This window comes from Bradyrhizobium sp. SZCCHNR1017, assembly GCF_032381375.1.
In the GTDB taxonomy this organism is placed as follows: Bacteria; Pseudomonadota; Alphaproteobacteria; order Rhizobiales; family Xanthobacteraceae; genus Bradyrhizobium.
The window spans coordinates 18,114-45,008 of record NZ_JAUHIR010000011.1; the positions used below are offsets into that span (position 1 = coordinate 18,114).

General features: G+C 65.5%; 18 protein-coding genes. 13 read left to right on the forward strand and 5 right to left on the reverse strand.

Annotated elements, in window-relative coordinates:
• The first annotated feature begins 52 nt into the window (after nucleotides 1-52).
• The 6 genes from QW863_RS24795 (at nucleotide 53) to asnB (ending at nucleotide 8,478) form a co-directional block, all read left to right on the forward strand.
• Nucleotides 53-1,210 carry a glycosyltransferase gene (locus QW863_RS24795; protein ID WP_315717396.1) on the forward strand — a complete coding sequence of 386 codons (1,158 nt, stop codon included), beginning with the start codon at nucleotides 53-55 and terminating at the stop codon, nucleotides 1,208-1,210.
• Between the two features lie 187 nt (nucleotides 1,211-1,397).
• On the forward strand, nucleotides 1,398-2,897 hold the full coding sequence (locus QW863_RS24800) for a lipopolysaccharide biosynthesis protein (protein ID WP_315717397.1): 1,500 nt from the start codon (nucleotides 1,398-1,400) through the stop codon (nucleotides 2,895-2,897).
• Nucleotides 2,898-2,998: 101 nt separating this feature from the next.
• The gene (locus QW863_RS24805) at nucleotides 2,999-4,339 is read left to right on the forward strand and encodes a glycosyltransferase family 4 protein (protein WP_409977962.1); all 1,341 of its coding nucleotides are present in this window, start codon (nucleotides 2,999-3,001) and stop codon (nucleotides 4,337-4,339) included.
• Nucleotides 4,339-5,397, forward strand: coding sequence for a Gfo/Idh/MocA family oxidoreductase (locus tag QW863_RS24810; RefSeq protein ID WP_315717398.1), 1,059 nt, complete (start codon nucleotides 4,339-4,341; stop codon nucleotides 5,395-5,397). The genes QW863_RS24805 and QW863_RS24810 overlap by 1 nt, the downstream gene beginning before the upstream one ends.
• Nucleotides 5,394-6,425, forward strand: a complete 1,032-nt coding sequence (locus tag QW863_RS24815; RefSeq protein ID WP_315717399.1) for an NAD(P)-dependent oxidoreductase — start codon at nucleotides 5,394-5,396, stop codon at nucleotides 6,423-6,425. The genes QW863_RS24810 and QW863_RS24815 overlap by 4 nt, the downstream gene beginning before the upstream one ends.
• Nucleotides 6,426-6,537: 112 nt before the next feature.
• On the forward strand, nucleotides 6,538-8,478 hold the full coding sequence (asnB, locus tag QW863_RS24820; protein ID WP_315717400.1) for an asparagine synthase (glutamine-hydrolyzing): 1,941 nt from the start codon (nucleotides 6,538-6,540) through the stop codon (nucleotides 8,476-8,478).
• Between the two features lie 46 nt (nucleotides 8,479-8,524).
• On the opposite strand, the gene QW863_RS24825 is transcribed toward asnB, so the two are convergent.
• The 3 genes from QW863_RS24825 to QW863_RS24835 form a co-directional block, all read right to left on the reverse strand.
• The gene (locus QW863_RS24825; protein WP_315717401.1) at nucleotides 8,525-9,301 is read right to left on the reverse strand and encodes an SDR family NAD(P)-dependent oxidoreductase; all 777 of its coding nucleotides are present in this window, start codon (nucleotides 9,299-9,301) and stop codon (nucleotides 8,525-8,527) included.
• A 207-nt stretch (nucleotides 9,302-9,508) separates the two neighbouring features.
• Nucleotides 9,509-10,780 carry an acyltransferase gene (locus QW863_RS24830; protein ID WP_315717402.1) on the reverse strand — a complete coding sequence of 424 codons (1,272 nt, stop codon included), beginning with the start codon at nucleotides 10,778-10,780 and terminating at the stop codon, nucleotides 9,509-9,511.
• 76 nt (nucleotides 10,781-10,856) lie between these two features.
• On the reverse strand, nucleotides 10,857-11,807 hold the full coding sequence (locus tag QW863_RS24835; protein WP_315717403.1) for a glycosyltransferase: 951 nt from the start codon (nucleotides 11,805-11,807) through the stop codon (nucleotides 10,857-10,859).
• 181 nt (nucleotides 11,808-11,988) lie between these two features.
• Here QW863_RS24835 and QW863_RS24840 point away from each other — a divergent pair, with 181 nt between their 5' ends.
• Entirely contained in the window at nucleotides 11,989-14,040 is a 2,052-nt protein-coding gene (locus QW863_RS24840) for a glycosyl hydrolase family 28-related protein (protein ID WP_315717404.1), read from the forward strand.
• 30 nt (nucleotides 14,041-14,070) lie between these two features.
• On the opposite strand, the gene QW863_RS24845 is transcribed toward QW863_RS24840, so the two are convergent.
• Nucleotides 14,071-15,612 (reverse strand): O-antigen ligase family protein, encoded by a 1,542-nt coding sequence (locus QW863_RS24845; RefSeq protein WP_315717405.1) that lies wholly within the window; start codon nucleotides 15,610-15,612, stop codon nucleotides 14,071-14,073.
• A 144-nt stretch (nucleotides 15,613-15,756) separates the two neighbouring features.
• Between QW863_RS24845 and QW863_RS24850 the strand changes: the two genes are divergently transcribed.
• From QW863_RS24850 to QW863_RS24860, 3 genes are all read left to right on the forward strand, one after another.
• A complete protein-coding gene (locus QW863_RS24850; protein WP_315717406.1) occupies nucleotides 15,757-16,965 on the forward strand; it encodes a WecB/TagA/CpsF family glycosyltransferase in 1,209 nt (402 codons plus the stop codon).
• 168 nt (nucleotides 16,966-17,133) lie between these two features.
• Nucleotides 17,134-18,168, forward strand: coding sequence for an OpgC domain-containing protein (gene opgC / locus QW863_RS24855; protein WP_315717407.1), 1,035 nt, complete (start codon nucleotides 17,134-17,136; stop codon nucleotides 18,166-18,168).
• A gap of 119 nt (nucleotides 18,169-18,287) precedes the next feature.
• Complete coding sequence (locus QW863_RS24860; RefSeq protein WP_315717408.1) at nucleotides 18,288-18,548, forward strand: hypothetical protein; 261 nt, start codon at nucleotides 18,288-18,290, stop codon at nucleotides 18,546-18,548.
• A gap of 66 nt (nucleotides 18,549-18,614) precedes the next feature.
• Here the strand turns inward: QW863_RS24860 and QW863_RS24865 are convergent, their stop codons facing one another.
• Entirely contained in the window at nucleotides 18,615-20,894 is a 2,280-nt protein-coding gene (locus tag QW863_RS24865) for a polysaccharide biosynthesis tyrosine autokinase (protein WP_315717409.1), read from the reverse strand.
• 413 nt (nucleotides 20,895-21,307) lie between these two features.
• Between QW863_RS24865 and QW863_RS24870 the strand changes: the two genes are divergently transcribed.
• From QW863_RS24870 to QW863_RS24880, 3 genes are all read left to right on the forward strand, one after another.
• The gene (locus QW863_RS24870) at nucleotides 21,308-22,030 is read left to right on the forward strand and encodes a response regulator transcription factor (RefSeq protein WP_315717410.1); all 723 of its coding nucleotides are present in this window, start codon (nucleotides 21,308-21,310) and stop codon (nucleotides 22,028-22,030) included.
• Entirely contained in the window at nucleotides 22,030-23,409 is a 1,380-nt protein-coding gene (locus QW863_RS24875; protein ID WP_315717411.1) for an ATP-binding protein, read from the forward strand. Before QW863_RS24870 ends, QW863_RS24875 begins: the two co-directional genes overlap by 1 nt.
• A 358-nt stretch (nucleotides 23,410-23,767) precedes the next feature.
• Nucleotides 23,768-26,887 carry an NAD(P)-binding protein gene (locus tag QW863_RS24880; protein ID WP_315717412.1) on the forward strand — a complete coding sequence of 1,040 codons (3,120 nt, stop codon included), beginning with the start codon at nucleotides 23,768-23,770 and terminating at the stop codon, nucleotides 26,885-26,887.
• Nucleotides 26,888-26,895 lie beyond the last annotated feature (8 nt).

Sequence of the window (26,895 nt, forward strand, 5' to 3'; positions counted from 1 at the left end):
CTTCTCCGCACAGCACCGTGCAAGTGATCCAACAACACCAGAGTGAGGCGTCATGAATTCGCAGCCGGGCAAGCCCCGCATCGCCGTCTTCTCACTCCGAAACATCTTCGGCAAAGCCCTCAATCGCGGTCCTCACGTCGAGTTCGAGGACCTCATCTGCGAGGTCGATTCAGCCGAGATGTTTGCGCCCGTGCTCGACCCGTCGAGCCGACGGGCGAGCTTCGCCACCCGGCTGGGCTACCACGCGCCCGTGCTGTTGAATCCCGGGCTGGCGCGGATCGAGCCGCAACAGCAATACGACGTTCTGTTCGCGATCTGCGGATTCCCGCAGGACCTGATCATGTTCGATGCGATCGAGGATCTGAGAGGCGCGTGCAGAACCTCGGTGTGTCTGCTGGACGAGCTCTGGGTGAAGGAGATCGCCAAGCACCGGCACTTCCTGAAGATCCTCGCCAAGTTCGACGTCGTGATGCCATTCCAGATCAGTACTGTGAAGCCGCTCAGCGAGGAGATCGGCAAGGCATGCGTGCATCTTCCGCTCGCCATCGATGCGATCCGGTTTTGTCCCTATCCCGATCCGCCCGCAAGGGTCATCGACGTCTTCAGCATGGGGCGCCGCTCCCGTGTCACGCACCAATCACTGCTCGCGATGGCGCGGGACAGCGGCCTGTTCTATCTCCACGACACGATCGGCGGCAGCCAGGCCATCGATCTCCGGGAGCACCGGACGCAGATGGCAAACCTCGCCAAGAGGAGCAGGTATTTTCTGGTCAATCCCGGCAAGTTCGACGAGCCGCAGGAGACCGGGCGGCAGGTCGAGTTCGGCTATCGGTATTTCGAGGGCGCGGCGGCGGGAGCCATCATGCTCGGCGAGCGTCCCGACAACGAGCTGTTTCCGCGGCTGTTCGATTGGCCCGAGGTGATGATCGACGTGCCGCATACATCGCCCGACATCGACCGGGTCATCAGGGAGCTGGACGACGATCCGGTCCGCCAGGACCGGATGCGGCGAACCGGCATGGTCCAGACGTTGATGCGGCATGACTGGGTGTATCGGTGGGAGACGATCCTGGAGGCCACGGGTCTGCAGCCGATGCCGGGCCTCGCTGCCCGCAAGGATCGGCTGAAGAGGCTGGCCGCGATGGCGGCCGGTCCAGGGATCACGCGCGAGCAGGAGTTGAATCGCAAGCCGGTATTGTTGGCGCAGTGACGTTTCAATCCTTTTCTCAGCCACAAGGAGACGTCATCGCTCCCCGCGGCCTCCGATCTCGGCCGCGAACGATTCTATACCGGCTGCATTTTCGATGGTCGGATTTTCATGGCCCTGGACGGATCTGTTTGGCCCGTGACTGGGAATCGGAAGGTTGGTTACGATGATTGAAAGCGATTGAACGGAAATGTCGGAAGCCGTCGCCGCCTATTTCGAGGAACATCGGGAGTCGAGCGATCTCGGACGCCGCGCGCTGCGCGGCGGCCTGATTTCCATCGTCATCCAATACGGCAATTCCGTGCTTCAGATCGGAGCGGCCATCGTTCTGGCCCGGCTGCTTGCGCCGGAGGATTTCGGGCTCGTCGCCATCGTCACCGTGCTGACGAGCTTCGCGCCGCTGCTGATCGACTTCGGCCTGCTCGATGCCACCGCCCAGCGCAGCAGGATCACTCCGGCCCAGGTCAGCGGTCTGTTCTGGGTCAGCACCGGCATCGGCGTTGCGGTGGCGATCGTCGTCGCGGCATCCAGCCCACTGATTGCCTGGATCTACGGTGATCCGCGACTGGAGCCGATCGCGCTCTGCGTCGCGATCACCTTCGTGCTGTCCGGGCTGACCAACCAGCACATGGCGCTGCTCCGGCGCACGCTGCAGTTCGGCCGCATCGGCCGGATCCAGCTGTTCGGCACGCTGGCAGGGACGGTTGCCGCCGTCGCCATGGCGTTCGAGGGCTACGGCTATTGGGCGCTGGTCATTCGCCCCGTCGTGACATCGATTTGCGTCGTGGTCGCCGCGTGGTCGGCCTGCCGTTGGCGGCCCAGCGCGCCGGTGTTCGACGCCGAGGTGCGATCGATGGTGCGTTTTGGCCTCCACGTCGTCGGATTCACGGTGGCCTATACGTTGTCGCGGGCGGTGGACCGGATCGCGCTCGGTCTGCTCTACCGGCCCGATCAGGTCGGGTACTACCAGAATGCGATGAACCTGTACGACAACTCGATCTATGCGGCGCTCAATCAGACGCATGCGGTGGGAAGCTCGGCGCTGAGCAAGTTCCAGGCAAATCCGGCCGCGCTTCGGCAGAAGTATGAGGCGGCACTGTCGATCCTGGCCTTCTTCCTGATGCCGGCGGCGGCGATCCTCTCCGTCACGGCGGAGGACCTCACCGTCGTGCTGTTGGGGCAGAAGTGGCAGGCTGCGGGAGCGCTGCTCAGCATCATCGCGCTGCGCGGCATTTCGCACGTCGTCGAGGGCTCGCAGGGCTGGCTGCATCTGTCGCTCGGGAGGGCGGACCGCTGGCAGACCTGGGGCATCATCTCTCTGGTCGCGCAGGTCGTCGCGGTGCTGGCCGGGCTGCCGTTTGGTCCGGTCGGCGTGGCCTGGGGCGTCGTGGCCGGATACTCGCTGATCGCTTTGCCGTCGGTGATGTATGCCGGACGTCCGATCGGGATCGGTGCCGAGCTCGTGATCCGGGCCGTCGGAGCGCAGACCATCGGCGCCGTCGCAACCGCAGCCACCGGCTGGTGGCTGCAAGCGACGTTTCTCGGAGCCTATCCCGCGCTCGTGCGCATGATCCTGTCCGGCTGCTTCTGCGGCTGTCTCTATCTCGCGATCGTCGTCGGCGTGTTCCGGGTCCGCGAGCCGCTCAGGATCGCAGGTACGATCGTCCGGGACTTCATCGGCAAGCGTTGAGAGGGAGCGAAAGGAGCCCAGGACCCCGCCCTCGTGCCGCGATTAACTATCGCAATCGTTAAATGCCACATATAAAATATCCCGTGATTTAAATGTTTTAAATGGTCATGACCAGCGACAACCACCCAGGCTTGGATGTGATGGCGGCGGCGCCTGCGCCGTCGGCGCAGCGCGCCCCCGAATGGTCCGCGTCCGGTTTCGCCGATCGCCGGCGGCTCAGCATCCTCAGCGTCTCGCACATGCCGGCGAGCCCGCCGCGGTTCGGGGCACAGGCGCGCATGCACGGGCTGATGACCCAGCTCGCGCGCCGCCACGACCTTACGGCGGTGATGATGGTCGATGACGCCTTCGACATCGAGGAGTGCCGGCGGGCCATGCAGGCCTATTGCCGCGACGTGGTGCTGGTGCCGAACCCTTACGGCCGTGACGGTCTTTCAAAGCGGCTGCTGCAACTGCGCTCGCTGGTCTCGGTGCGGAGCTTCGACCGGCTGCGCGTGGCCCTGCCGGAATTGCAGCGGGTGCTGGATCGGGTGCTGCGGACCACGCGGTTCGACGTCGTCAATCTCGAATTTCCCTATCTGGGCCACTGCCTGTTCCGTCAGGCGCCGGCCGGCGCGACGCCGCCGCGGCTGATCATCGACTCGCATGAGATCGCCTACGATCTGGCGCGGCAGTTCGCCGCCACGGGCGCGAGCCTGGGCCGTCGTCTCTACGCCGGTGCGAACTGGCGCAAGCTGCGCCGCGAGGAGATCGCGGCCTATCGCGAAGCCGATGGCGTCTATCTCTGCAGCGCGGACGACGAGAAGCGTCTGCATGACGACATTCCGAACGCCCGCACTGCGGTCATCCCCAACGCCGCCGATGTCGAGTTCTATCAGCCGCGCAGCACCGACCCCGCGCCCGACGGCCGTACGCTGGTCTATTTCGGCTTGCTGTCGACGGTGCCCAACATCGATGCGGTCACGCATTTCGTGCACGACATCTGGCCTCGTATCGCCGCCCGGCACCCGGATGCGCGCTGCAAGATCATCGGCGGCCGGCCGCCGCCGGCGTTGACGGCGCTGGCCGGGCCGCGGATCGAACTGACTGGCTTCGTGCCGGACCTGCGGCCGCACCTCGCCGCGGCAGCGGCGGTGATCGTCCCGCTGCGGCTCGGTGGCGGCACGCGGCTGAAGATCGTCGAGGCCATGGCGATGGGCAAGGCGATCGTCTCGACCAGCCTGGGTGCCGAGGGCATCGAGGCGATGCCCGGCCGCGACATCCTCATCGCAGACGAGCCCGACGCCTTTGCAGATGCGGTCAACGGGCTGCTCGCCGAGCCCGATCTTGCGGTGCGGATCGGCGGCGCGGCGCGGCAGGTCGCGGTCGAGAAATATGCCTGGAGCGCGGCCGCACAAGCGCTCGAAGACTTCTATTGCGAGATCCTGGAGACCCGTTCGTGATGAAGGCCGTGCTCATCGGGGCAGGGCAGATCGCCCGCCAGCATCTCGCCTGCCTCAACACCTTGCCGGGCGTTCAACTGGCCGGCATCTGCGACCTGTCGCCGGCAACGGCGGAGGCCGCGGCCGAGCGTTACGCGATCCCGTCCTGGTTCACCGATCATCGCACGATGCTGCAGACGGTGCGGCCCGATGTGGTGCACGTGACGACGCCACCGACCTCGCATTTTCGACTCGCGATGGACGCGCTCGAGGCCGGCGCGCATGTGATCGTCGAGAAGCCCGCGACCTCGACCTTCGACGAGCTGCAGACCCTGACCTTGCGCGCCAAGCAGACCGGCCGCCATGTCGTCGAGGACTACAACTACGTCTTCAACCGGGCGCCGCAGGAGATACTCCGTCGCATCGAGACCGGCGAGTTCGGTGCCGTGACCCATGTCGACGTGCTGATCTGCCTCGACATCCTCGGCCCCGACGGCTTTGCCGATCCGAATTCGCCGCATCCGGCGCTCAAATTGGCGGGTGGTGCGATCGCCGACTTCCTGCCGCATCTCGCCTCGCTGTCGCATGCCTTCGTCGGCCCACACCGCAAGGCGGAGACGGTCTGGAGCAAGCGCAAGGCCTCGCCGCTGCCGTTCGACGAGTTTCGCTGTGTGGTCGAGGCCGAGCGCGGCACGGCGACGCTCGGCTTCAGCGCGAGCGCGCAGCCCGATGCGTTCTGGCTGCGGGTCTATGGCGAGCGGATGCAGGCGACCGCCAATCTGTTCGAAACGCGGTTGACCTTCGATGGCCCGCGCAACGTGCCGAAGCCGCTGCGCCCGTTCTTCAGCGGACTGGAGGAGGGCCGCGACATCCGCCGCGCGGCGCTTTCGACCTTGCTGCGCAAGTTCAAGGGCCCAGGCGCCTATGAGGGGCTGTGGGAGTGCCTGGCGCGCACCTATCAGGCGCTCGGCTCGGGAACGGCCTTGCCGATCACGATCGAGGACGTCCTGGCCGTCAATCGGATGGTCGAAGCGATGAAGCCGACGGAGCAGGCGGACATGAGGAAGCTGGCGATATGAAAGCCCTGGTCACTGGCGCCAACGGGTTTCTCGGCCGGCATGTCGTCGATGCGCTGCTGGCCCGCGGCATCGAGGTTCGCGCCATGGTGCGTCCGGCGACGCGCGTTGACGCCCTTGGCTGGCCGTCGTCGGTCGACATCGTCAGGGCCGACCTGCGCACCTCGCGCGACCTTGCTCGCGCGTTCGAGAATGTGGATGTGCTGATCCATCTGGCGGCCGTGGTCGCCGGCGGCGAGGACGCGCAATTCGCCGGCACGGTAGGCGGCACCGAGCGGCTGCTCGAGGCGATGGCAGGCAGCGCCTGTCGCAGGCTCGTGCTGTGCAGCAGCTTCTCGGTCTACGACTACACTGCGACCCGCGACGTCCTCGACGAAAGCGCGCCGCTGCAGCAGACGCCCGACGTCTACACCCGTGGCGGCTACACCGTCGCCAAATGGTGGCAGGAGCGGGTGACGCGCCGCTACGTCGAGAAGAACGGCTGGGATCTCACCGTGCTGCGTCCCGGCTTCATCTGGGGACGCGGCCACGGCTATCTCGCCGCGCTCGGCCAGCAGATCGGACGCCACCACGTCGTCATCGGGCCGCTGACCCGCATCCCCATGACCCATGTCGAGAACTGCGCCGACGTCTTCGCGCTGGCGGCGACGGATTCGCGGGCGATCGGCCAGACGCTGAACATCGTCGACGGTCCCGGCGAGCGGGTCTGGACTTATCTGTCGGACTACATGCGCGGCACCGGCGAGCGCGGCCTCCGGTTGCCCATCCCGCATTGGCTCGCCAGCAGCATCGTACGGCTGGCGTTTGCGACCGTGTTCAGGCGGGCGACCAAAGTGCCGGCGATCCTGACGCCCAAGAAGTTCGACGCGATGCTCAAGCCGCTGCGCTTCGACAACCGCAAGCTGAGGGAGACGCTTGGCTGGACGCCGCCGCTCGACTACGAACAATGCCTGGCGCGGACCTACGGTCCGCTGCCGGCTGCGGCGCCAGCGCCGGCGTCCTGGTCGTCCGGAACGGCTGCTTCCATTTGAGGGCCGAGATGGTCCTGCGATGCCCGAGGTCTGGTCGCACGCGATCTCGCGCGCGAGGCCGTTCCGTGTCGTCGGTCATTTTGACGTCGCGCGTCTCAAACGGAATGTTCTGATGTGTGGCATCGCTGGGATCATCGGACGGGTTGACGACCACAACCGCGCAGCGCTGCAGCGGATGAACGATGCCATGCTCCATCGCGGTCCGGATGCCGGGGGAGTCTGGACCTCGCCCGCGGACGAGCGTGGCTGGGGCGCGCTGCTGGCGCACCGCCGGCTCGCGATCCTCGATCTGTCGCCCGCCGGTGTGCAGCCGATGACCGATCCGGTCACCGGGCATGTCATCGTCTTCAACGGCGAGATCTACAATTTTGCCGACCTGCGGCAGCGCCTCGTCGCCGGCGGCCAGCAGTTCAGCTCGACCGGCGATACGGCGGTGATGCTGCGCGCGCTCGGCCTGCATGGGCCGGAGGCGGTGGCATGGTTGCGCGGCATGTTCGCGTTCGCCTGCTGGGATCCGAAGGAGCGCCGGCTGCTGCTGGCGCGCGATCCCCTCGGCATCAAGCCGCTGTACGTCGCCCGCGCGTCGAAACCCGACGCGGGCTGGTCGGTGGCCTTCGCATCCGAGCTGCGTGCTCTCCTGGCATCCGGCCTTCTGGGCAGGGCCCAGCTCGATCCGCAGGCCGTCGCCAGCGGCGTCTGGAACGGCTTCGTGGTCGGTCCCGGCACGGCGGTGAAGGGCGTCGAACTGCTGCCTCCAGGCCATCTCACCACGTTCGACGGCGTCGGCAACATCATCCGCGATGAGGATTTCTGGTCGATCCCGGAGCGGGCTCCGGACCCGACGATGGACGAGGATCATCTTGCCGAGATCCTCGAGGAGGGGCTGAGGCTGCATCTCGCCAGCGACGTGCCGCTCGCAGTGTTTCTCTCGGGCGGCATCGATTCCTCGGTCATGGCCAATCTGGCGCAGCGCGCGGCCACGGGTCCGATCCACACCTTCACGCTTGCTTTCGAGGAGCAGGAGCTGAACGAGGGGCCGATCGCGCGCCAGATCGCCGCCGCCATCGGCACCGAGCATCACGAGGTGGTGCTGACGGAGCAGCACTTCGTCGACAACCTCGATGCCGCGCTCGACAGCCTGGACCAGCCGACCTTCGACGGCCTGAACTCATACTTCATGTCGCACGCCATCCGCGGCGCAGGCTTCACGGTGGCACTGTCGGGGACCGGCGGCGACGAGCTGTTCGGCGGCTATACGTCGTTTCGCGACCTGCCGATCCTGCAGCGATGGTCGGAGCGCACGGCCTGGGTGCCGGCCGGCGTCAAAGCCGCTGCGGCGAAGCTGGCCGCGCAGATGCTGTCGCCGTCGCGCGGAACGGTGGCGCCGCAGACGCGCTGGGCCAAGCTTCCGGAGATGGTTCGACGCGGCGACGATCTTCTGGCGCTCTACCAGATGGCCTATGCGCTGTTCCTGCCCGGTTTTCAGCGCGAGCTGCTCGCGCCTGATCTCGTCGATACGCTGACAGATGGGCTGCCGGCCGCGATGAGAGCGAAGATCACCGCGGAGACGCGCGCGCGCACTCCGCTGTCGGCGATCAGCGTCATGGAGCAGCGCCTGTTTCTCGGCGAGCGCCTGCTGCGCGACAATGACGTGGCGAGCATGGCGGCCTCGCTGGAGCAGCGGGTGCCGCTGGTCGATCAGGTGCTGTTCGAAAGCGTCGACCGGCTGCCCGATGCGACGCGCTACGCGCCGCTGCGAAGCAAGGCGATGCTCAGGCGGATCGGCCTGCGTGGCCTCGATCCGTCGCTGTTCGACCGGCCGAAGAGCGGCTTCGTGCTGCCGCTCGATCGCTGGATTCGGCGCGGCCTGCAGGATGCAATGGACCGGACCCTGCGGGACCCGCAGGCCGTTGCGCCGGTGGGGCTGGACCCCACGGCCGTGGAGCGCCTCTGGCGCGCCTTCCTCGATGGGGCGCCGGGGATCTATTGGTCGCGCATATGGTCGATCTACGTGTTCGTGCGTTGGTGCCACCGTCATCGCGTCTTCCGCTGACGCGCGATCGACATCACGAGAATCGGCCGCATCGAGGCGCGCGTGCTCAGGCCTCCGGCATGACGACTCCGCCGCACACCGGCACGCGAACGCCGGTCACGAAACCGGCGAGGTCCGAGGCCAGAAACGCGATCATGTTGGCGACGTCCTGATCGTAGCCGCGCCGTCCGAGCGGCACGGACCGCTCGTAGAGCGGCTGCACCTCGTCACGGTCACGACGGTCCTTGTCGGAGACGACCCAGCCCGGGGCGACCTGATTGACCGTGATGCCATGCGGTCCGAGCTCCCGCGCCAGGGACCGCAGCATGCCGTCCATGGCGCATTTGGCCGCCGTGTAGGGCGCGCGATTGGGCAAGGCCAGGCTCGTCATCTCCGTGCCGAGAGAAATCAGGCGTCCCCATTTTCGCTCGATCATCGGGCCGGAAAACACCCGCGCGGTCGCCCAGGCCTGCAGGACCGAGGAGCGAAACACCTTGTCGAACTGGTCGGGCGTCTGCTCGACGACGGGACGTTCGTCGTACCATGTCACCGCATTGTTCACGACGATGTCGACGGGGCCGAGCACACCCTCGGTGACGCGGCGCATGGCCTGCACATCCTCGAGCTCGGCAACGTCACCCGAAATGGTGCAGGCGTGCTGCGGCTGGAGCTCGTTCAGCTCCTCGCACAGCCTCTCCGCAGCAGCGCGCGCCGTCAGATAATGGATGGCGACCTTTGCACCACAGGCCGCCAGTGTCCGGGCGATCGGGCGGCCGAGCTCTCCCGCCGCTCCCGTGACCAGCGCGACCTTGCCCGAGAGATTGATCTGGAGCGGGGACCTCAACGGTCGCAGTGCCGGATCGTCCGGCAGGGGACCGAGCGTATGTCGTCGAATTCGTCGTGCAACTGCGCTCGCGATCCGCATCCACCCGTCCCCGAAAGTATTCATTGGTCGGGGTCGCAGTATTAAATGCGGGACTAATTATTTAAACTGCACAATTTGACGCATTTGTGCAGCAGGCGATGGAGCGGTGAAGGGGTGCCGATGCGCTCAGGATGCGCGCGGCGTCGGACTCTCGGCGAGACGGTTGCCGAGCCGCCAGTCTGCGCCGGACGCGTCCTGCGCTGCTCTCGCAGCAGGCGCCGGCCTGAACTTGCGCCGGAGCTGTCTGAAATACGGCTCGATGAAGCGCTCGATCGCCGCCGCGTAGATGACAGAGATCAGGAGCGCGAGCGGAAACAGCAGATAGGGCTTGGCAGCGATCGCGGGCAGGTTCTTGTCGATCGTCCGGATCACGACGTTGTGGATCAGATAGATCGCATAGGAATAGGTGCCGAGCGTCATCACCCAGGAGCGGTTGAGATGACGAAACAGCGGCGCGTCGGCGAAGCGGACTGCGAAGTAGAACAACGGCATCAGCGCCAGCCCCTGAAGGCTGTAGCGGGCGGTCTCCCGGAACACCGCATCACGGTAGACGAGCGAGACCAGCAGCGCCGCCGCGGCGACGGCCAGCAGCGCCCATTGCGCCGCCGACATCCGCCCCGAGGCAGAGCGCTGCCGCACCGGGTTCATGACCAGCGCCAGAATGCAGCCATAGGCGATCGAGTCGATGCGGGTGTCCGAGGCGTAATAGGTGCGGTCGGAGAAGAACCCAGGGGCATGCACGAGATGGATGCGCCAGGCGAGGACGCCGAGGCAGACGAGCCCGAGCAGCGCGCCGATGGTGCGCGGCCGCAGCGCCGATCCGAGCAGCAGCGTCATCAGCAGGGGATAGACGATGTAGAAGTGCTCCTCGACCGCGAGCGACCAGAGAATGCCGGTGCCGTCGGGCACCGTATTGCCGGGATCGAAGAACAGACCGTAATAGTTGGCGAAATACAGCACCTGGGCCGCCAGGCCCTTGACGGTCATTCCGCCGTCCAGCAGGCCGGCGGCGGTGAGGCCGTAGGCGATCGCCAACGACAGCAGCAGAGGCGGCATCAGCCGGAACACGCGCCGCGCATAGAAGCTGGGAACGTCGAGCGCGCCGGTGCGCTGATGCTCGGCCAGCATCAGCGTGGAGATCAGGAAGCCGCTCAGGAAGAAGAAGATGGTGACGCCGAAGCCGCCGGGGACCATGGCCTGAAGCCCGGAATGGCCCAGGACCACGATCAGCACCGACAGCGCGCGGATGCCGTCGAGTGATGGAATGAGCGGGGATGCGCTGCCATGGGCGTTCGTGCTGCGGGACGCTGCCGGCGCGGTCGCCTCGCCGCCAGGCGCCGTTATCGGCGGCACGGCGGAAGCGGCACGAAAGCGGCTGAGCTCGAGAATCTTGGCCATGTTGTCCAGACGGGGTCGGAGAAACACGTAGCTTCGTCGTCGTCGTGTCAATGCCGCGGCGATCGGCCGCCGAGCGTCATCGCGTGTCGGCCGCGGCGTGGCTGGCGCGCCAGAGTTGGGCCCGCTCCGCGTTGATCCGGGCCGTGGCGGCGCGCTTGCCCAGGCGCAGGCAGGCATGCTGATAGGCGCGGAGGAAGCGGCGGAATTCGAGATCGTCGTAGCGCGGCAGGCCCGTCAGCCAGCTCCGGAAATAGCCCCACAGCATCGCGGTGCTGCCGATCAGGGCGGGATAGGCCGGCAGGTGATAGACCGCCACCGCGAGCTGATACAGCGGCGACGTTCCCATGAAGTACTGGCCGAAACCCTTGCGCAGCCGTCCGGTCCAGATGCCCTTGTGACTGGCGCCCTGCGGCCGCAAATGGATGAAGCGCAGCGCTTCGGTGTCGATGCTCTCGGCGATCCAGCCGAGCATGCGGCAGCGGTGGCAGTCGATGCCGTCCCACATGACCTGGCGCACGAAGCCGCCGATCTCCTGGAAGCAGGCGACGCGGTAGAACTTGGTCATCCCGACCGACATCTCGTCGCCGCAGACCTCCGGCTCCAAGGCGCCGGTCTGCGGGTGGACGAACCACGGCTTGCCCGAGGTGGTCCCGACCCGCGGATCGCTCTCCATCCGCTCCATCAGCAGCTCGAAGTAGCGCGCGGGCAGATCGAGGTCCATGTCGAGCTTGCAGAGATAGTCGAAATCCTCCAGCCGCACGCTCTCCAGGCCGGCATAGAATGCCTCGATCACGCCGGGTCCGACCTTGCGTCCGCCGCGGTCGGCGCGGCGGATCACGCGCAGATAGGGCAGGCGCTGGGCGTACTCGTCGAGAATGGCCGGGGTGTCATCGGTCGATCCGTCATCCACCACGATCCACAGCGCCGGCGGCACCGATTGCGCAGCGACGCTGTCGAGAGTCCGGCGGAGATATTGGGCCTCGTCCCGGCAGGGCGAGATGAGCAGGTAGCGGCGCGATGGCGTCACGTATCAAATCCCTTGCCGAAGGCGGAAGATTGGGACGAAGCTCTGCCGAGCAGGGCGTCGCCGGCCGCCTTTCAATAAATTAAATCGTGATTTAATATTATGTCATGGCGCGTGTCAAAGTCATGGTGTTTTTAAATCGGCGCCCGTTTTGGCTGTGTGACCGGTCCTGCGAGAGGTTCTCATGGATGACATCGGCCTCGTGATCCCCGGCTGCACCCAGGCTTCGTCCCGGCCGGTCGCGCGCGTGACGCGCCGGATCGACGCCGCCTGCATCCGTGCGCTGTTCACGGCAGCGCTTGCCCTGCTGTTCCTTCGCGGCGTTGCCGCGGCCGCCGAGCCGACCGCGTCCACCGGGCCGTCACTGGCCGGCAATCTGCTGCCGGTGGAGCGTCTCGCCGCCTGGAATCCCGGGCTGATGTCAGCCGGCGGTATTCCGAACCGGACCATCATTTACCGCACGCTGTCTCCGAGTGGGAGAGACGACAGCAGCGCGATTCAGGCTGCCTTGACCGCTGCACCCGCCGGCCAGGTGGTGATGCTCGGCCCCGGGACGTTCATCGTCAACGAGCCGCTCCTGATCAGCCGGCCAGTGACGCTGCGCGGCGCCGGCGCAGGCGCGACCAGGCTGGTGAAAACCAACGGTGCGCGGGCACGAACGCCGGTCGTGATTGCCGGCACCAAGGGAATCCTGACGCCGGTCGACCCGAGCTCGTACAGCTACGACGCCAAGCCTGTCATCATCGTCGGACCTTCGCGCTGGAACAATGGCCCCGACAGCAGCGCGTCGCAGGACCTGTTGGCGGACGGCGATCAGGGGACGTCGACCGTCGCCCTCGCCAGTGCCGCGGCCTTGAAGCCGGGCGATTTCGTTCTGCTCGACGAGGTCTCAGGCGCATCGTGGCAGGCGACGCCGGCGGGTTTTCCAGCGGGAGCGAAGGTCTGGCAAGGCGACCGCGTCGCCTGGAACATGCACTATCCGGTTCAGCCGGGCGACGACAATGCCGGTGCCAATGCCGGAGGTCCCTATGACCAGGCTCCCGGCGTGTTGCCGAAGTCGATGTCGTGGTTTGCCCGGACCGACCGGGCGACCGCCGAGATCAAGGAGATCGCCTCGGTGACCGGCAGCACGGTGACATTCACCTCGCCGCTCACGATCAGCTATCGCCGGGATCACCAAGCGCAGCTCACGCCTTATAGCACCGACCCGAACAGCGGTCGCCACGCCGCCAACAATCGCGACATCCACGTTGCCAAGGTGGGCGTCGAAGATCTGAGCATCGTCGGCGGGGCGGACGGCGCGTTGCGGTTCGAAGCCGCTGCTTATTCCTGGGCCAGATCCGTCGAGGTGACGCAATGGCTCGGCGAGGGCGTGGCGATCGACAATTCGTTCCGGGTCGAGCTCCGCGACTCCTACATCCACGCCGGCTCGTGGCCGCAGCCGGGCGGCGCCGGATACGCGATCAGCCTGGCGACGGGCTCCTCGGAGGTCCTGATCGAGAACAACATCCTCGTCGACGTCTGCAAGAACATGGTGTTCCGGTCGTCCGGCGCCGGCAGCGTCGTCGGCTATAACTATGCCGACGACTCGTTCGATTTCGACAATCCCGGCTGGGTCGAGGTCGGCATCAACGCGTCGCACATGGCCGGCGCCCATCACGTCCTGTTCGAAGGCAATCTGTCCCACAATGCCGACAGCGACTACACCCATGGCAACGCGATCTATCTGACCTTTTTCCGCAACCATCTCACCGGCCAGCGCCAGCGCTTCGTCGATCGTTCGGGCGTTCGAGCCGTCGGTCTCGCCTATGGCTCGTGGTGGGATTCGTTCGCCGGCAATGTGCTGGGCCGACCTGGACGCATGAGCGGTTGGAGCTACGACGATCCATCGATGCGGGCCGGAACGGCGGTTTGGGGGCAGGGCGGTGTCGGCAACGTCTGGGTGCTTGGCTACGACCCGGAGCGATGGACCATGGCGCCTGATCCGAAGACGCTGGCCACGGTGATCCGCGGCGGCAATTTCGACTATCTCACCGGCAAGGTGGTCTGGACGGACGCTCTCGCGGCGCAGCCGCTGCCGGCGTCGCTGTATCTGAGAGCCAAGCCCGGCTTTTTCGGCAGTCATCCGTGGCCCTGGGTGGACCCAACCGGGGATACCAAGCTGCATACGTTACCGGCCAAGGCGAGATTCGATGCGGGCGCGCCATTCGCGGCGGCGCCGGGATCAACGCAATAGCGCTGGCGTGACGCTTCAACGGGCCTCCCGTCAGGTGCGGACGCCGAGCCGTGGCCGCCAAGCCGGCCGTGTACGGCTCCAACGAGCCGACCGCCTGTTCGCCGGCTGAGCGGCGGGCATGCTCTGTTGCGACCTCCGCCAGTATCGCGCGGCCTCGACCGTGACGAGCACGAATACCACCCAGGTCACGTCGAACGCGCGCAGCCACAGGGTTTCGAGCAGGTTATAGAGCATGACGAACAGCGCGACGGACAGCAGGATCCACGCCCGCTTGTAGTCGTGCTTCATCACGCGGCCGATGACGTGAACGGTGGCCGCCAGAAACACGAGGAGAAAGGCAAAACCGACATAGCCAAGTTCCAGCATCGCATCGTAGTAGCCGTTGTGGGAGTTCGGCATGGCCTTCACCCAGCCGGGTGCATCGGTGATGCTTGGTGCGTCGGCACCGACCAGCCAGAAGCTCTGATAGCCCCATCCCAGGAGCGGCCTCTTCGCGATCTCCAAGTTAGAGAAGGCCCATATGGTGGTTCGGCCGGTGAAGCTGGAATCACCCGTCAGCAGATAGGCGATGCGGCTGGTCGTGAAGCCCGCGAGCTCGCCGACCACGAAGTAGCCGAGGATGATCGCCACCAGGATCAGAAGCGGTGCAACCCGCAGCGTTCTCGCAAGCGCCAGCGTCAGGATGGCCAGGATCGGGGCGACCAGAGCGAGGCCGAGCGCGGTCTTCGAGCTCGAGAAGAAGATCAGGACGATGGCACCGACGGCAACGACGATCCCGAGCGCGCGGCGCGTTCCGGGATAGAGCAACTCGTGAACCGAGAGCAGGAACGCAATGGCGGCAAACTCGCCCAGCAGGTTCTTGCCCGAGAAGTAGCCCTGGTAACCGATGTCGACCAGCGCGTTGCCGTACTGCGCGTAGGTCGCGTAACCGCCGGGGATCAGCAGAACATTGAGGATCACCCCTGCTGCAAAGCAGAGGAACACGCCGCGCAGGATGTCGGCGCTCGGCCTCGATAGCAGGGCGGGCAGCACGATGGCGGTGAGGACCATCGCTTCCTGGACGAAACGGACGAAGGCGAATTCGGGTTTGAATGCCCACGCGATGCTGGCGCCGGCCAATCCAAAATAGACGCAGAGACTGATGATGTTGGGCGCAGCGGCAAGCCGCTCGCCGCGGGCGAGGCGTTGCATCGCAACGACGATGGCGATGGCCGCGAGGACAGGCCAGAAGATCCGGTTCTCGATCCGGCTCTCGAGCAGGCCCTGGAGCCCGGGCGACGGCGGGAAGCCAAAATAGATCAGCGGCTGAATGAGGGACGAGTAGGCGAAGGCGAGGACCGGAATCAGCGCGCAGACATCGAACGTCCCCGCGGAGGCGCGCGGCCCGGCCGACATCGACGTCGTCGCTGAAATTCTCGGCATCGATCTCACCAGGATATTCGAACGGCGCGGCCCCGGCAGCCGCCGGGAATACCGTCCGTGAACATTATCCGGAGATGCAATTAAATAAAAGGACTTCGACGTGCGCCGGGAAGATATTGCTGCAGCCGCGCCGCAAATCTGCCCTGGCATTTACAAATAAACCGTATTAAATAAATGGTATGATTTAAAATTAAATGGTGGCTTTTGGGTCGCACGTTATTCGGTCGGGGAGGTGCGGCAGGGATCCGCAACCCGGAATCCTCGTGCGGCGGGCAGATTGAGGGAGAGCGGCGGATGCTGACCACGCATGAATTGCAGGAGCCGGGATCCCCCCTTTATCGCGTGGGGCGCTCCGGGGCGGGTCGCGATCGGCCGGAGGTCGATGCTGCCGCCCTGGCCGACGCCGCGATTCCCGACGACCTCGCGCGCGACGTCTATTGCGTCCTCGGAATACCGGTCGATGCCATCGGCATGCGCGGCGTACTGCGCCGCATCCGCGACGCTGCCCGACGCAGGAGCCGGCTTCTCATCTCGACTCCCAATCTCAACTTCCTGGTCGCCAGCCAGTCGAACAGGAGCTTCAGGGAGTCGCTGATCCTGAGCGATCTTTGCACGGTGGACGGCATGCCGGTGGTCTGGATCGCTAGGCTGCTTGGGATTCCGATCAAGAGCCGGACGGCCGGCGCCGATATCTTCGACGCGCTGAAGTCGGAGGCCGCGCCGGCAAACGCGCTGAAGCTCTTTCTTTTCGGTGGCCCGGAGGGGGCCGCCGAACGGGCCGCCCGGACGCTGAACGGCCAGTCGGCGGGATTGCAGTGCGTGGGCTGGTTGAACCCCGGCTATTTGTCGGCCGAGGAGTTGAGCCGGGATCACATCATCGACGAGATCAATGCCAGCGGGGCGGACTTCCTGGTTGCCTCGCTCAGCAGCGTGAAGGGACAATCATGGCTGCAGCGCAATCATGAGTGCCTCGAGATTCCAGTTCGCGCCCACCTCGGCGCCGCGCTCAACTTCCAGGCCGGGACGGTGAAGCGCGCACCGGCGATCCTGCGCCAATCAGGCTTCGAGTGGCTGTGGCGCATCAAGGAGGAGCCCTATCTCTGGCGCCGCTATTGGAACGATGGCACGGCGATGCTCGGCCTCATGCTCACCCACGTGTTGCCGTTCGTGGTGTGGACCTGGTGGATGCGCCGCACGCATGAGCGGGGTGAGGCGCTGACCATCACGCAGGACTATGGGACGCGCGCGGTCACGCTCAGCCTGTCGGGGCCCGCCGATGCGCGCCACGTAGACCGGGCCATTCCGGTGTTCCGCGCCGCTTCGGCGTCCCGCAAGCCGGTCACGATCGATTTCTCGAACGTCTGCGCCATGGATGCGCGCTTCCTCGGATTGCTGCTGATGCTGAGGAAGCAATTGGAAGCCCAGGGCTGTACCGCGACCTTCGTGGGCGTTTCGCCGCTGATGGCCCGCATCTTCCGCTTCGGCGGTCTGGACCAGCAATGAGAGGGGGAGGCCTGTCATCGGTCGCATCACGGCTTCAGCAGTCGGTGGTTCGATGATCGCCGCCGCGACGCTTGCCCGCGTTGCGAAGGATTGCCTGAGCCGTCAGTCCGACCGGCGCCCATCGGCTGACCGTCGCCCATGGAGCGACGTGTATTCGGAGATTGAGCGGTGAGCGCAGCAGGCCAGAAGAGGCGCGAGCTTCTGATCGACTTCTATCGAAGCTGCGCGATGTTGTTCGTATTCTATCATCACACGGCCAACGTCTTTCCGGACTCCGTCGATCTGTTCACGAAATTCAACCCCTTCGCCGAACTGTTCGTCGTGATCTCGGGGTTCATGGTCGGGTACGTCTATCTGCACAAGGAGAGGCACGGAGAGCTCCTCGCCCGCGGCTTGAAGGTGCTCGCCGCCTATTTCGTCATCTCGGTGCCGGTCGCGGTCGGCATGGCTGTTCTGGGGAACAAGCGAGAGCCGGTGGGGCAGGCGATTTTCGACGTGCTGACGTTTCAGTCCGAGCCGACCGCCATCACAATCCTCAAGTTCTACGGGCTGATGTTCCTGCTGCTGCCGGTGATCCTGCCGATGTTCAAGCGCGGCAGGCTCCTGGTGCTCGCGTCGTCGGCTGCGATCTTCGTGGCCTCCACCTGGTTCAGCAACACGAGCACGGCAGCCAAGCTCGAGAGTCCCGCCATCATTCTGTTGCTGTTCTCGCTCCAAGCGCAGATGTTCTTCGTGATCGGTATCTGGCTCGGAGATCTCCATCGGTCCAACCGCTTGATCGGACCCGCGTTCTATACGGCGCTGGCGGGGATCTTCACCTTCGGGCTGCTGCTCGATTACAGCCTCGGCTTTCCCAGCAACGGCGAAAAATACCCCTATCGGTTCGACAAGCTCCTCAACCTGCTTTGGACATTGCCGCTGCTGTTGGCGCTGCTGTGGGCGGTGTTCGCGCGCACCCGGCGATCGCCGGCGGTCTCGCTCATCCTCAACGTCGGCCAGAACTCGCTGATCGCGTTCCTCGGGTCGGAGGTGGTGCGGCAATCGGTCAAGCTCGCGCTCCTCCTGGGCGGCGTCCACCCGCAGGTTTACGGCCAGACCGTGATGGGCCTGTTCGATGTCGTCCTGGTCACCGCGGTGCTTTGGCTCTACCGGGCGCACTGGCTGAACCGCCAGACAATGCTGCACCCGCTCAGCGGGCCGTAGCCGCATCTTTCGCCTGAAAGTGTTGCCCTGATGCGCTTGTTCGAATCCTCCCGGGCGGCTTAGCTCATCGCTAACCAATGGCCGCTAGCCTCTCGAAACGCCCGAGGAGGCATGAACTGATGTGGGTGATCGCGCTTCATTTTACAGCCGGGGTGGTTGCCGGGACGATGTTCACGGTTCGCACGCTGCTGGCGCTCGCCGCGATCGTCTTCATGGAGTGCATCGCGGCGTCGATCATCAGCGGGCTGCCGGCCGTGCTCTATGCCGGCGCCGGTCTGATTGCAGTCCAGGTGGGCTATCTCTCGGGCGTCTATGTCCGCAGCGCTCTGGAGCGTGCCGGCATCGCCCATCCCTCCATTCGCCCCGAGCACCAGCGCTGACCGTCGATCGATTTCCGTTGCCGGCCGCGGCCCATGGCGCGCACCGGCCGGCGCGCGCTGATCGACCTACTCGGCCATCACGCTCCCGTAACGGGCGTAATATTTGTGGTTGTAGTAGTCGCCGAAATGATTGGCGTAGCGCTTCAGCGCCTTCATGTTCGTCTTGTTGAGCACGACGCCGAACAGAGCATCGTAGACGTTGGGAGCCGTGTTCAGCGCGTGCTCGACCACCTCGGCCGGCGTGCGCCCCCATTCCACGACGAGGACGAAGCTGTCGAGCAGCGCGGAGATGGCGCGCGCGTCGACAACGGGCGCGAGCGGCGGAAGATCGACGATGACGTAGTCATAGGCTGCCCGCAGCTGCTCGAACAGCTTGCGCATCTGCTCGTTGCCGAGGATGTCGCTGGTGTCGCGCTGCATGGCACCCGTTCCCGGCAGGAAATCCAGGCGCGTCAGCGGGTCGGTCCAGACTGCGTCTGCGAGCTGGCATCCTCCCAGGACGATGTCGGCGATCCCAGTGCTGGCATCGGGGGCCAGCATGGCGGAAAGCGACGGATTCCTGAGGTCGCAATCGACCACGATCACACGCTTGCCTGAATTTGCGATGAGCTGAGCCAGCGACGCGGCGATGATCGACTTGCCTTCGTTGGGCAGGGCGGACGTCAGTCCGAAGACCTTCCGCGACGTCGGGCTTGGATCCTGGTCGATGGCGACTTTCAACGAGCGGATGGATTCGGCGAAGCGCGATGTGGGCATGGCGGATGCGGCCCAGCAGGTTCCGGGGCCTCTCGTCACCATTCGCGGGCTGGAATCGGGTTCGACCTTGGAAACGGCGTTGACTGTCGCCTTCTTGGTGAACCGGTCGACCTCGCCTCGTTTGAGCAGAGGGACGACCGAGAGGCAGGGCAGGCGCAGGCGATCCTCGACCTGGTCGGTCGTCCGAAAGCTGCGGTCCTTGACTTCTGCGAGCAGGCCGAGGCCGCCGCCGAGCGCCAGGCCCCCGAACAGGCCGAGCGCCATCAGCACGATGGACTTCGGCTTGATCTTCTTCTTCGGCGGCGTGGCCGCTGAGATCACCCGCGCCTTCGCAATCGGGAAGGAGCCCTGCTGGACTGAGCCCATGTAGCGCTGAAGAAAGGTGTCGTAGAGCGTGCGATAGCTCTTGGCGCTGGTCTCCAGCTCGCGGAGGCTGAGCTCGGCCGCCCTGGTATCCTGCGACCGGACAACGGCCTGTGCAAGCTGCTTCTCGATCTCCTGCTGCTGCTGCTTGGACTCCTCGTAATCGTGCTTGGCGACGTCGGCAAGGCGCCGCACCTCGTCGACGATAGCCTGGCGGATGCTCTTCATCGTCGCGCGAATATTGACGACCGCGATATGATCCTTGCCATATTTGGCGGAATACTCGTACTCGCGCTTGGCGTTATCGAGGTATTGCTGACGCAAGCTGTTGATGATGAGCGTGCTGTTCGAATTGCTCAAGGAGAGACCGTCGGGCGGATTGACATTGCCGCTGAGCTCTGCCGGGGAGAAGTCGGAGACCGCGGCTACGCGGTCGATCGTCATATCGGCACTGCTCGTCGCGAGCATGTCGTCGAACCGATTGAGCCGGGTCATCAGCGAGGCGGTACGCGTGCGCACTGCCACCAGACGGTTGGTGAGCTCGGTGACCTGCTGCTGGTCCATGAACCTGCCGTCGGCCGAGACGATGTTGTACCGGCTTTTCAGCTCGTTCACGGAACGTTCGGTCGCGGTCGCGTCGTTGCCGAGATCCTGCAGGCGGTCGTGAAGCCAGGCGGTGATTGTGCGGTGCTCGTTCGCGTCCGCCTTCAACTGCTGATCGAAATACTCCTTGACGATGGCGTTGGCGATCATCGCCGCCCGATTGGGGTCGCTGGCGCTGAAATCGACCTCGACGACCGTGCTCGTGCCAATTCTGAAGGCGTTCATTCTGCGCTGGAATTCGTCGAGGAGATCGTCCATCGAGGGCGCGTTCGGCTGCGGCGCCGAACCCACGAGACGGCGAACCGCATCAACCGCACCATGCAGCGGGCTGGCTTTGCCGTTGAAGTCGGGATCGTCCGCCAGATTGAGCTTGTCGATGACCGCTGTCGCGATCGACTTCGATTTGAGAATCTCGATCTGCGATTCCATGTCGAGCGGCGGCTCGTCCTGAACGGGCGGTTGCGGCTGGACGACTGCGGCCTTCGAGGTGGTGCCCAGCATGATCTTGACGTCGGCCGAGTAGGTGGGCGGCAGGATTTTCAGCAGGGCGAAGCTCGCCAGGAGCGAAAGCACGGTGGTGATCGCAATCACCAGATAGTGCCGGCGCAGGAATCCCAGCGCCATGTCGAACGGTCCGGGTCCGCTACGTTCCCAACCTTGCTCCTGTGGGGAGGGGTAGGTAACCGTGCTCGCGTTGGGATTGTGCAGCATGTTTGTGGGGCTTTTCAGTTGCGCTTCGGACGTCAGAGCCGCCCGGTTTGCCTGCGAGAACGAGGATTTTGTTTTATAACCATTAAATGATCTGGGAGTGCCGCGCGATTTAATTTATATTAAATCTGATTTTGCTCAGCAAGTGGCTCTGCAAAATTAAATGTCGCCGGCGTGCAGGACATGCCTTGCGCTTGCGGCGGCTTCTCGGCCGGCCAATGCCGGCGTCGCGGTTGGCCGCATACCGGTATTTGGCTGCCGCGTAACGGCTTGTAACAGTCGCTCCCGGCCCATTGCCAAGCTACGGGTTTTGGGCATCAGTCCTGGCGATGAGCATGCCTGCGGCCACGCTTTTGATGGTGGAGGACGACCCGGAGATCAGCCGGCTCGTCAGCGATTTCATGCGCCGGGAAGGGTTCGAGATCGAGGTCGCCGCCACGGCGCCGGCGATGGATGCCGTGCTGCGGCGGCGGCGGCCCGATCTCATCATTCTCGACCTGATGCTGCCGGGAGAGGACGGGCTTTCGATCTGCCGCCGGCTGCGGCAGAGCGACGACATTCCCATCCTGATGCTGTCGGCCAAGAGCGACGAGATCGATCGCGTGGTCGGGCTCGAACTCGGCGCCGATGATTACATGGTCAAGCCGTTCGGGCCGCGCGAGCTATTGGCCCGCGTTCGGGCGCTGCTGCGGCGCACCCAGGCGAGCCCACCGCGTGACGCGAGCCGGCGTTTCGGTTTCGACCGGTTCGTACTCGACGTCGATGCCCGCAGCATCGAGATCGTGGAGGCGCAGGCCGCGCCGATCCAGCTGACCTCGGCGGAGTTCGACCTGCTCGCCTGCTTCGTGCAGCGGCCACGGCGGGTGTTGAGCCGCGACCAGATCCTGGACTGGACGCGCGGCCGCTCCGCCGAGCCGTTCGACCGCACCGTCGACATGCTGATCTCGCGGCTGCGGCGCAAGCTCGATGCCGCAAGCCCAGGAACGAACCTGATCACCACCGTCCGCAACGGCGGATACCTGTTCACGGCGACGGTGAGGCCGGTGGCGTGATGATGCGGCTGACGCTTGCGATGCGTATCGGCCTCATCGTCATCATTGGTCTGCTCGCGATCTGGATCGTCACCCTGGCGCGATTCTACCGCGCCCGGACCGCGGACCTCGAAGGCGCGACGCCGCCGCCGACGCGGCTGGCCGCGCTCGCCGAACTGATCGAACGAACGCCCGGGACTGAGCGGGGCAGGGTCCTCGATGCCGTGTCCTCTGACCGCTTCGAGGTCCGGCTGGTCGGACCCGACGCGGCGGTCCGCCTTCCGCGCACCGAGCCCGCGCCGGTCCGGTCCGGATTGCGCGACGCCTATGCCGGTGCGCTCGGTGCGCGCCCGCTGACCATCACCTTCGTGCCGGAGCCGGAGGGACGGTGGTTGCCCAGGCTCGCGCGGACGCCGCAGAATGCCCTGGAGTTTCGCATTGGCCTGAACGGCGGCGATGTTCTCGTCGTGGACTCGCGCGCGTCGCTGGTGCTGACCCAGCAGGGGCTGCCGATCGGCTTCGGCGCGGGTCTGTTCGGTACGCTGGTCGCGCTGTTTGCGCTCCTGATCATGCAGCGTGAGACGCGGCCGCTGGCGCGCTTGGCGGCCGCCGTCGACCGGGTCGACCCCGGCGGGGCGGCGGTGCCGCTGCCGGACGTTCGCCGCAATGCGCCCGAGGTTCGCGCCGTGGTGACGGCGTTCGGGCGACTGCAGGACCGGCTCGCCGATCTGATGCAGGCGCGCATGGCGCTGGTCGGCGGCATTGCTCACGACGTTCGCACCTTTGCCACGCGGCTGCGGCTGCGCGTCGACCAGATCCCGGATGACGCCGAGCGGCAGCGTGCCGTGACCGATATCTCCGACATGATCCGCCTGCTCGACGACGCGCTGCTTGCGAGCCGGGCGGGTGCCGGCGAACTGCCGCAGGAGCTCGTTGCCTTCGACGAACTGGTGCGCGCGGAGGTCGAGGATCGCCGCGCGCATCAGGCGCGGGTGCGCTTCGACCATGCAGGCGACGGGCGCGAGCAGCTGATGCTGGGCGACCGCGTCGCGCTGCGTCGTATCGTCGCCAACATCATTGACAACGCGCTCAAATATGGCGAGGCGGCGCATGTCTCGCTGCAACGCCAGCCGGAGCACGCCGTGCTGACGGTCGACGACGAAGGGCCGGGGATTCCCCGCGACCAGCGCAAGGCCATGCTGGAGCCGTTCACGCGCCTGGACACGTCGCGCAATCGCGGCACCGGCGGAGCCGGGCTCGGACTGGCGGTGGTGCGGACGCTGGTGGAGGCCCATCGCGGCAGCATCGCGATCACCGACGCGCCGCGCGGCGCCCGCATCGTCGTGCGGCTGCCGCTGTTTCTCGACGGGCCCGGCGACGTGCATTCCGATCTGACGTGATCGACGGCAGCGTCGCGATCGGGGCGCTGTCCTTAAGTGGTGGCAGCCCGTCATTCTTCTCGTAAAGGTTGAGATGACGACGTAGTCGGCGGGAACGATGCGGCGGCCTCGTCTTCCTTACGCGATGTCGATGATGCGCCCGCTTGATGATCGCGTGGAGATTGTGATAGGTATTCGATGCATCCTCATTGCATCGCCACGCGGATTGAACTGGGCGTGGCGCCGATTTTGTAAACCCATAGTACCGAATGTCATTCAACCGCACGGGCCGCGCGGACCGCGGACCTGTGCGCCGATGGACGACGTCGTTCCGGCTCGCCCGGGCGAGAACGTCCGAGGTCAGGGCAGGATCATCGACATGGCAGCAACAAAGACCCGCGTGGCGATATTGGGCGGCGGCATCGGCGCGTTGAGCGCGGCCTTCGCCTTGAGCGAGATCGATCCGCGCGGCGAGCGCTACGAGATCACTCTCTATCAGCTCGGTTGGCGTCTCGGGGGCAAGACCGCCAGCGGACGCAACGCCAAGCAGGGCCAGCGCATCGAGGAGCACGGACTGCATATCTGGGCCGGCTTCTACGAGAATGCCTTCACCATCCTGCGTGCCGCGCTGAAGGCACTCGATGCACCGCCGAGCGATCCGATCAGGACGATCGATGATGCGTTCAAGCGGCAGAACGAGATCTTCTACGCCGAGTATACCGACGGCCAATGGCTGCCCTGGCCGTTCTGGTTTCAGCCGGATGTCGATGAATCGGTCTATCCCGGCAGGGATAGCCTGTGGGCGCCCGCCGACAACATCGTGCCACCGCTCTCGACCCTGCTGCTGCGGACCATCGCGAGCATCATCTTCAACCTGAACTACTATCTCGAGGACTGGCCGGGCGACCAGAATGCCGAACTGGCGAAGGCGATCGCCGCCATGCCCGCCGAGCGGCGGGCCCGGCTGGCGGCCGTCTCGCCTGATGGCAAGGGCCATCCGCTGCTGCAGCTGGCCCACCGCGTCGGCGAGAAGCTGCACAGTGACGTCGAAGCGATCCGCCGCGATGCCCAGGGCGACATGGCGGCGCTGCTCCATGCGTTCCGCGGCATCGTCAAGGAGCACCAGACGATCGACGGCCTCGAGGAAGGCCTGCGCCGGCTGTTGATCCTCGCCAATCTTGGCATCTGCATGCTGCTCGGCATCATCGAGAACGACTGCCTGACGGACGGGCTGGAGGTTCTCGACAGATACGAATTCCGCAGCTTTCTGGCGCAGCAGGATGAAGAGGCCGCCAACAACGCCATCGTGACCGCTCTCTATGAATACATCTTCGCCTTTCGCAACGGCTCCCGCGAGCCGTCGCAGCAGCAGGTGTCGGCCTGCTCGGCCGTTCAGGGACTGCTGCGGCTGTTCTTCACCTACAAGGGGGCGTTCTTCTATAAATCCGTCGTTGGAATGGGGGATACGATCTGCACGCCGATCTACCAGCTCCTGGCGCGGCGCGGCGTGAACTTCAAGTTCTTTCACAAGGTCACGAGTCTCGAGCCGACCGAGGACGGCAGCAACATCGCGACCATCCACATCGACAAGCAGGTCGAGTTCGTCGATGGCAGATATGATCCGCTGGTCCTGGTGAAGGACTACTGGTGCTGGCCGTCCGAGCCCAAATGGCAGGAGATCGAGAATGGCGAGTACTACGCGCTGAAGGGCTACAATTTCGAGAACGCCTATGGTCCCCCCAACCCGCCGCAGCCGCCCCCGGCGGCCCGGCTCAGCCTGCAGCTCGGCGAGGATTTCGACCAGGTGGTCCTCGGCATCTCGGTCGGCGCGCTCGATGAGATCTGCCGGCCATTGATGCAGCAGAAGCCGGCCTGGGCCGACATGGTCGGCAATCTCCCCACCGTGCGCACGATGGCGCTGCAGCTCTGGCTCGACTGCGCGGTCGGAGATCTCGGAGGTCCCTATGTGGCGCCTGGACCGTCGCTCGAGACGATGGGACCGATCGTCACCACCTGCAAGCCGCCGCTCGACACCTATTCCGACATGTCGCAATTGCTGCCGGCCGAGGACTGGCCGGCGCCGGGGCCACGCTCGATCGCTTATTACTGCGCCATCATGAGTGACGACAGCGCGCCGAACGACGAGCAGCTTGCCGCGGACTATGTGAAGAACGCATCCAAGGACTGGATGACGTCCTGGCTCGATACGCTGTGGACCAACATCGGCAGCGGCAGCACGTTCCGCTGGGATTTCCTGCACGCGCCGAGCGACATCAGCGGATCGGCGCGGCTCGACTTCCAGTTCTGGCGTGCCAACATCAATCCGAGCGAGCGCTATGTGCTGAGCCTGCCGGGCACGCTGCGGCATCGCATGGAGCCCGGCAAGTCCGGCTACGACAATCTCTTCCTCGCCGGCGACTGGACCCGTGTGCCCGAGATCAACGCCGGATGCGTGGAGGTCGCGGCGATGTCCGGCCTTGCCGCCGCCTCGGCGCTGTCCGGCGTCTACATTCCGATCGTCTCGACCAGTCCGGAACCCTACATCACCAACGCCTACGTCAACTACGCCGGATGGATCACGCTTCCGCCGACGCCGTATATCTGCAACGACTCGACCTTCTACGGCTTCGCCGTACCGGCCGACCTCGGCGCCTGCCAGCGGTTCCTCGACCGCTCCTTCAACCGCGTCGCGGGCCGCGACCAGTTCCGCGTGATGCTGGACATGGCCTTCGTCAACGTCATCCAGGTGCGCAAGAGCCAGGCGGCCACGCCGCCGTTCGCGGAGCAGGGCACCATGTCCGAGACCGATGTCGGGCTGTGGCTCCTGGTCGGCAGCTATGAGCGCGGCGCGGTGCTGCCGAAAACGATCGGCTTCGTGCCGGCCTATCTGTTCGTCGACAATGCCTGGTCGGTCGTTGCGGGGCAGGAGGTCTGGGGCTTTCCCAAATATCACGCGACGATCGCCCAGCCCGGCAGCGCGCCATCGAACGATCCGTTCGACGTCTCGGGACTGGCGATTGCCTGCTACGGGCCGGAGGCCCATGCCTCCCAGCAGCGCATCATCCGAATCGAAGGCACGGCGGGATCGACCCCCACCGCGGCGGGCTCTCCGGCGGATGCATTCCGGCAGCTCTGTGCCGGGGCCGACCAAGAGCGAATGAAGCAGCTCACGACCGGGCCGGGCATGGCGTCGTTCCTGGGCGGCGTCTGGGGCCTGCCGATCCCCGTGTTCTATCTCAAGCAGGCGCGGTCGGCGGACAGTCTCACCGCGGCGAGCTACAAGACGCTGTTGAACGGCGCGCTCGACCTGACGGGGCTGCGCAGCTGGCAATTGCAGTCGGGCAACTGGTCGATCGAGATGAGCGCGCTCGATAGCCTGCCGTTCATTCGCGATCTCGGGCTCGGCACGCCCGTCGACGGCAAGCTCGTCCTGACCGCGACCACGCGCATCTGGGCCGAGATCGATTTCACCGTCGCCAGGGCCTGCCCCATGGCCTGAGCAGGTCG